This is a genomic window from Carboxylicivirga sp. (genome assembly GCF_982718395.1).
Map to the genome: position 1 here is coordinate 1 of NZ_CEXQWX010000226.1, position 7,771 is coordinate 7,771.

Here is a 7,771-nt window from a genome sequence, read left to right on the forward strand (position 1 = left end):
ACGCCCTTTAAAATTCCAGGTATGTAGGCACAGTTTATTCGTTATAATCAATCTTTACAGTTTGGTTCTCGATTAAAACCATATTGTAAAGCTCGACCCGGTAAGTGCCAATTACCGGGTTTTCTTGTTTCTATAGTTGATTATACGGAAACTTCTACTTCTGTGTTAAACTTTGTAAATCATCTTGATTGTTGATACTCTGTACTTAATACTTCATTTAATCACTAATTACTCAAAAAAATAAACTCTTTTTCACTCGCTTTTTGAGTTAGGGTGTTCCTTCAAAATATGATGATAATGAAAACATTGAAAAGATATGAGGCTTGTTGAATTTATTCACATGTGCGGACTTCCGATATCAAAAGGTCTCAACCGGGAGCCATAAAATAAAGTTGAATTATTCAAATATGTTTAATTTTGATGGCTTTTATAATTGAGCTTTGCTTATTGACAATAAAAAAATGTTTTTTGTTTGAACCCAATTAAGGAAGGGATGAGTTTAAACAAATTCAGTCATCTATCATAGTTTTTGAACGAAGCACATGGAGCCTGGATTTTTTTGCTACAGCTTTTATGTCATGGTGGAAAATGAAATTGAGTTTGGGCGAAGTGTCAAATTAGAAATAAGGATTAGAACAGTATTAATTCTAAATCAATACTGTTAAAGATCAATATATTAATAAATTGAAGTATAATGTTAGAGTATCGATTCACAACAATTCTTTCTATCCTGTTAATGAGTTTTTATTTACAGGCTCAAACCAATACATACAGCGAATTGCAGAAAAACTCGAACCTGCCTCCCAGAGTTGGGTTTGAAATGGTTGAGTTTGATAATAAGTTTTTATTTATGGGAGGCCAGAAACCGGAAACCTTTAATCCAAAGACATATTATAACGACATATGGACAAGTACTGATGGTGAAAACTGGACTAAAATTAAAGAAAATGCGGCGTGGAGTGCCAGGTGTAATTTTAACTTGGTAGTATTTAATAATCATCTTTGGATAATAGGAGGAAAGAACGACAATCAGTCAGGATATTTAAATGACATTTGGAAAAGTTCCGATGGTATTAACTGGACTCTGGTGACCAATAAAGCACCATGGGAAACTCGTTTGGCAATGTCAGTTTCTGTGCATAATCAAAAAATGTACATGATTGGCGGTCATTCAACCACAAACTGGCTTCTGTACCAGGATGTTTGGGAGTCAGCCAATGGGATAAGCTGGAAAAAGGTTGGTAGCTTAAGTGATGCGCTTTTAGGCGTTGACGAGTCCAGGGAAGGTATCTATGAACACTCCGTATTAAAATTGGATAATACCTATTATCTGATAGGGGGTCGTATTGCATCAACCTTTAGCATACTTAACCGCGTACTAAAAAGTACCGATATGATTAATTGGCAACTGGCAACCGATGATGTACCATGGAAAGATTTTGACCACCTGAATCTGGGGAATATTCGTCCTTTTGTTCATAAAGGAAAACTAGTGGTGGTTGTGAGCAGTGGGCTGCTTAAGGTAAGTGACACCGGAAATCCACGTTTGGATTATGTGGCAGACCAGCAATATCTCTTCTCATCTGCTGATGGCGTGAATTGGCAAACAGAACAAACCATACAAAAAATGGAGGGGCAGCCCTGGCAGAATGCCAAATTTATTTTTAAACCACGTCACCTGATCATTAATAATAAAATAAACCTGTATGGTTCAATTTTGAAAACAGTATTTGATCAAACGCTGGACGATAAGGTACACATTGTTGAGCTAACCAGCCAGAGTACTGATATTGGTGATCACGCGACCGAAAAACTATTAGTATACCCCAACCCTGCCAATGATTTCGTTAGGCTGGATTCTGAACTGGCTTATAGCTTGGTTATATACGATTTATCTGGTAAGGAGGTGTTAAGACAAGATAACGTGGTTTCACAAGTTGATATTAGTTCACTGGATAAAGGCATTTATCTTTTCCACTTTTATAACGACAATGTATCACTAGTTAAAAAGATTGAAAAACACTGATTGTAATGTAACTAACCATTCGATTATTGCGGTTTTATATGCAGTAAAGATGAGTTTATTACTAAACAAGAAATAAAACGAATCTTTGTTTTTGATAATAAATTCATCTTCTTTGTAGCTGTAATAAACTGCTATGGCCAGGATCTCTGACAAAACAATAAACCTTTGTAATGGTGAAAAGTTGAGTTATAATCATCTTTTTGATATCATGTATGGAGGTTTGTGTGTGTTTGCCAAGCGATTTCTTGATCAGGATATAGAAGCAGAAGATGTTGTTCAGGAGAGCTTTATTAAGTTATGGGAATCATTTGAAGAGTTTGATTCATTAGTAGCCATAAAAGCATATTTATTCAGGGCTGTACGCAATAAATGTCTGAATGTTATTCGGCATGCAAAAGTAAAGGATAATTATGAAGCCGATTACGCCTCGAAGGTAGACACCGAAAGCTATTTTTATCAACAGATGGTTGAGGTTGAAACACAACGTATTATTCATGAAACCCTGAACAGTTTGCCGGTTAAGTGTTCACGAGTGATGCGGTTGAGCATGGAAGGGCTGACGAATAATGAAATCGCAGAAGACTTAGGCGTTTCACTTAATACAGTAAAAACGCAGAAGAAAAGAGGCTATGAAATAATGCGTCAGAAACTGAAAACCGTTTTAGACCTGCTGTTATTTATGGGGACATAACTAACGATTTTTATCTGCTATCATAGCCCTATGGGACTATGCTAATATGTATTGCCCTTACAGGGCTTCCATTAGGAGTGGCCTTAACATAGAAGTACCGGGTGAAGCTCTGCGATATTGTGAAAAAAAGGTAAAGCACTGAAAGTATGATACATTAAATATCTATTTCAACTGAAGAATCGTATTAAGTGCTAAATTCAGGTTTTATATCATGTAAATCATCTTGATACTCTATACTTGGTTCTTTGTGCGTAATACTCCATTTAACCACTAACTATTCAAAAAAATAAATTCTTTTTCACCCGCTTTTTGAGTTGGCGTGTTCCTTCAATATATGATGATAATGAAAGACACTGAAAAATATCTGAAACTCGCTGAATTAATGGCTCTTGAAAAGTCTGGCGCATTAACCGAAAAAGACAGAGAAGAGCTGAAGGATTTAATGTCAGATGAGGCGAATAAACAGCTTTACCAGGAAATTAAAGCTAAACTGGTCCTTAACACGATCAGTGATTTTAGTGCATATAACACCATTTCTGCCCGTCAGAAAATAGAGAAGCGTCTGTCGAAAACCGGACGGCAAATATTACTTCAGGTTTTTAAATATTCAGCAGCGATTGCTATTCCAATAAGTATTGTTTTGGGAGTCCTTCATTTCTCAACACAGCAAAATGACCAGGTAGCAGTACAAATGGAAGTAATTCATCCCGGGGAATCAAAAGCATTACTCTATTTAGCCGATGGTTCTGCAATTGATTTAAAGGAACAGCAAGGTGGAGAGCTTGAAAAAATCAATGGTACAAGCATCATTAATGATAGCATCGGTTTGTCATATATTGCAGGCAATGTTAACAACCAAACTACATCAATGAACAAGGTAGTTACCCCGGTTGGAGGTGAATACAGCATTATTTTGTCTGATGGAACCAAAGTATGGTTGAATGCTAAATCTGAACTTTCCTATCCGGTGAAGTTTACAGGTCATCAACGCAAAGTAATACTTAAAGGAGAAGCTTATTTTGAAGTATCAGAAAACAAAGACCACCCTTTTATAGTTGAAGCTGATAAGGTAAACATACAGGTTCTTGGCACACAATTTAATGTAATGGCTTATGACGATGAGAAAAGCATTGCCACAACACTGGTTGAAGGATCAGTAAAGGTTTATGGTAAAGGTTCTGGCGGGATAACGCCATTATATACTTTGCAGCCTGGCAAACAAGCGATGTACTCACGCACTGGTAATACAATTGAAGTTAAAGAAGTTGAAACAAGCAGTTATGTTGCCTGGAAAGATGGTAAGTTTATGTGGGAAGCTGAACGCCTTGATGTTATTATGAGACAGTTGGCAAGATGGTATGATGTGGATATATTCTATACAAGTCAAAAATATAAGGAATACAGGTTTAATGCACGTTTAAAGCGATATGATAAAATTGAAGATATACTTAGTAAGCTGGAGTTGACAGCTGACATTAAATTTAAGATAGATAACAGAACTGTTGTGGTGCAATAAATGAACAAAACTTTCATGATATAAGGAAGTAGTCATGAATTACCTTTTCCATTATTTTGAGCTTTGGAAAAGGTAGGGATATAAAAAAACAGGAAATGCTGCGAACATTTCCTGTGATAAATAAAAGTATTCCCCCAATGGAATACAAAGTTTAACTACAAGTACAAATTTATGAAAAAAGTGAAACTACGCCATAGTTTCCCTTTCGGGAATTATTATGGCAGAATGTTAAGGGTTATGAAAATTGTGTTTCTTCTTTTGACGATTGCCGCATTACAGGTTTCAGCAAAGAGTTACTCTCAGAATGTAACGCTAAGCCTGAAGCTGCAGGATGCAAAAGTGCAGGAGTTAATGGAGGTAATTAAAAAAAACAGTGCATTTGATTTTGTTTATGCGCAAAGTAAACTGACAGAGGTGGGCATTAACGATATTAATGCGAAGGATTCGGATATAAAGGATGTTCTTCAGCATTGTCTGGATGGCACAAACGTTGATTTTAAGATTATTGATGATGTAATCGTTTTGGTTGAGCGTGAAGAGAGCCCTGTTACTATGGTTCAACAGCCTGAAAAGAAAATCATCATTCGTGGAACTGTTAGTGACGAAAAGGGAGAGCCTTTGCCTTTTGCCGCTGTTTGTTTTAAAGGCACTACCACTGGCTGTGTGTCTGCTGTTGACGGGACGTTTGAGTTGGAAGCTCCTGAAGAAGAGGGCTTGGTGCTGGAAATATCAAGTCTTGGGTTTGTAACACAAGAAGTGAAGGTTGAAGGCAGAACAGAAATACACATTGTATTGGTTGAGTCAGTGAAAGGGCTCGATGAAGTGGTGGTCACCGGTTACCAAGCCATTTCAAAAGAACGTGCTACCGGCTCTTTTGCCAAGTTGGGAACCGAAGACATTGAAGCTACTATTAATACATCGGTGATTGATCAGTTAAACGGGCGTATTCAGGGGCTATTGGTTAATAACGGAGAAATCACCATACGAGGAAAAAGTACTATCTATGGAAATGCGGAACCATTAGTGGTAGTAGACAATTTCCCAATGAATTCATTAGAAGAGTTAGATGCTCTTAACCCTGATGATGTAGCTTCCGTCACGGTATTGAAAGATGCCGCTGCTGCTTCCATTTGGGGAGTTAGGGCAGCCAATGGTGTTATTGTTATTACCACCAAATCGGGCAGGCGTGATGCCGGTGTTAAAGGTGTTGATGTATCGGCACGTTTCAATATCAGCCAGAAAAATGATCTATCGGATTTGTATAGGGCATCGGCAGCTGACATTGTTGATCTGGAGCGTGAGGCTGTATACGAAAAAGGATGGCTGGATTATTCGGCTGATGAATACGATTTCAATCACTTTGGTGATAAGTCCAGAAGCTATAGCAGGGCACAAGGTATAATACTCAACTATTTATCAAACGCTGCTACTCCAGGTTTATTAACACCTCAGGAAGAGGCGGCTATGGATGCTGAGTTGAACCAGCTGAAAGCTTATAATTTCGAAAATCAATACGAAAAGCACCTGTTGCAAAACCAGTTCACTCAAACCTATAATATTGCATTTTATGGTAATACCGAAAAGAATAACTACCGTCACTCCATTACTTATGAGAATGATAAAGGAGCGAAAGTTGGAGTTAACAGCGGCAAAGTAAGTTTAAACTCCATCAATGAGTTTAAAATCAGTTCAAAGTTTAAAGTTAACTTAAGCGTATTGGCCTCATATAAGAAAGGTGAAAATGGAGGAAGCTCAAGAGACTTTACCAGCAGTAAGCCTTATGCGCGAATCTACGATGAACAGGGAAATAAAGTATCTGTTTACAATGATATACCTGAGCACCATAAAGCACACTATCAGGATATGGGTTACCTTAATTGGAACGAGTACATTATTGATGAGTTAGACGATTACAGCAATGAGTTTGATGAATATTATATTCGGGCAAATATTGGTGCTGATTATAAGTTTAGGGATTGGCTTGCTTTTAATACACAGTTGATAGGAAATCTGACATCAGTGAACTCAGATGGCCTGTACAAAAAGGACAGCTATTATGAGCGCAATCTAGTGAATCGTTTTACTGTTATCGATGAATTCGGAATGTTATCACAAAAACTGCCAAGAGGCGGATTCTTATCTCAACACAAAACCAAAGGCAGTTACTGGGCATTTCGTAACCAGCTCGCCGTTAATAAAGAACTATTTGAAGAGCACCGTCTGGATATGATTTTTGGAACTGAAATCAATGTTCAGACAACATCATACGCATATAATCAAAAAGTGGGTTACGATGAGCAAACGTTGTACAATGAGGATGCAGTTAATTGGCCTGAACTACTTATAACACCTACATACTCAGGTGCCATGGGAAGCTATGTATTAGGTACGCGCGAAAGATATAACGAAGATCGTTATGCTTCCTTCTATACCAATATTGGTTACTCTATTAAAGATAAGTACTCATTCTCCTTAAGTGCACGTCAGGATCAGTCTAACTTGTTTGGTGCTAACGCCGATTATCGAAAAAATGCTCTGTGGTCAACAGGTGCATCGTGGCAGATTCATAAGGAGGATTTTTTCAAATCAAATGTGCTTAATAGATTGGTATTAAGAGCTACATATGGAGTAAATGGTAATATTGACAAAACAACCTTTCCTGTTCTGACAATATCAACAGGACAGAGTTTCTTAACTGGCGAAAAGGCATCATTTATTGAAAATCCACCAAACAAATATTTACGTTGGGAGCGTGTAAAAGTATGGAACTTAGGTATCGATTTTGCCATGCTCAACAATCGGTTATCAGGTAGTTTAGAAGCTTATAACCGCAATAGTATCGACCTTTTGGGTATAGCCAAGCTAGATTATACGACCGGATTTACCAGTGCTAAACTAAATACGGCCAGCATGTATAACCGGGGATTTGATTTTAATCTGTATGCATCTGCCGTTAGAGGTGCATTTAGCTGGGACATCAACTTCAACGTGAGTTATAACTACAATAAAGTAACTGATGTGGAATTAGCCGAAAACTCAGCGCAAGCCTATTTGGGTTCCAGTCCGGTTAAAGGAGAATCATTGTATCATCTATTCAGCTATAAGTGGGCTGGTTTGAATGAAAAAGGAGAAGCTCAGATCTATAATGAAAATGGCGATGTGGTTAACTATAGTGAAGTTGTTACCTCGCCTGATGCACTTGCTTATGAAGGTATAACCACACCAAAATACTATGGTGGTATGATGCATAACTTTAAGTACAAGAACTGGTCGGCGAACTTAAACTTTAGTTATGGCTTTGGCCATAAAATGCGTATGCCGGCACCAAGTTACACACAGGCTTTGTATAGTAATAGTTATTCAACTTTGGCTGATCGTTGGCGAAAACCGGGTGATGAGCTGATAACTAATGTACCGGCATTGCCAGAAACACCTGAACAGGCACAAAATAGTTATCGATCTGGTTTGTACAGATTGAGCTCTGTAAATATTGATAATGCATCATACATCAGGTTAAATAGTATTGGTATTGGTTATA

Annotated in this window: 4 protein-coding genes; all 4 read left to right on the forward strand. The window is 37.6% G+C overall.

The features are described 5' to 3' along the window. Positions 1-694 precede the first annotated feature (694 nt). Positions 695-2,026 carry a T9SS type A sorting domain-containing protein gene (locus tag AC4MRQ_RS23850; protein ID WP_491200237.1) on the forward strand — a complete coding sequence of 444 codons (1,332 nt, stop codon included), beginning with the start codon at positions 695-697 and terminating at the stop codon, positions 2,024-2,026. Between the two features lie 133 nt (positions 2,027-2,159). Then, on the forward strand, positions 2,160-2,717 hold the full coding sequence (locus tag AC4MRQ_RS23855; protein WP_491200238.1) for an RNA polymerase sigma-70 factor: 558 nt from the start codon (positions 2,160-2,162) through the stop codon (positions 2,715-2,717). A 343-nt stretch (positions 2,718-3,060) separates the two neighbouring features. Continuing rightward, a complete protein-coding gene (locus tag AC4MRQ_RS23860; RefSeq protein ID WP_491200239.1) occupies positions 3,061-4,233 on the forward strand; it encodes a FecR family protein in 1,173 nt (390 codons plus the stop codon). A gap of 237 nt (positions 4,234-4,470) precedes the next feature. Then, positions 4,471-7,771: SusC/RagA family TonB-linked outer membrane protein (locus AC4MRQ_RS23865; protein ID WP_491200240.1), on the forward strand; the 3,301-nt coding region annotated here is incomplete at its 3' end.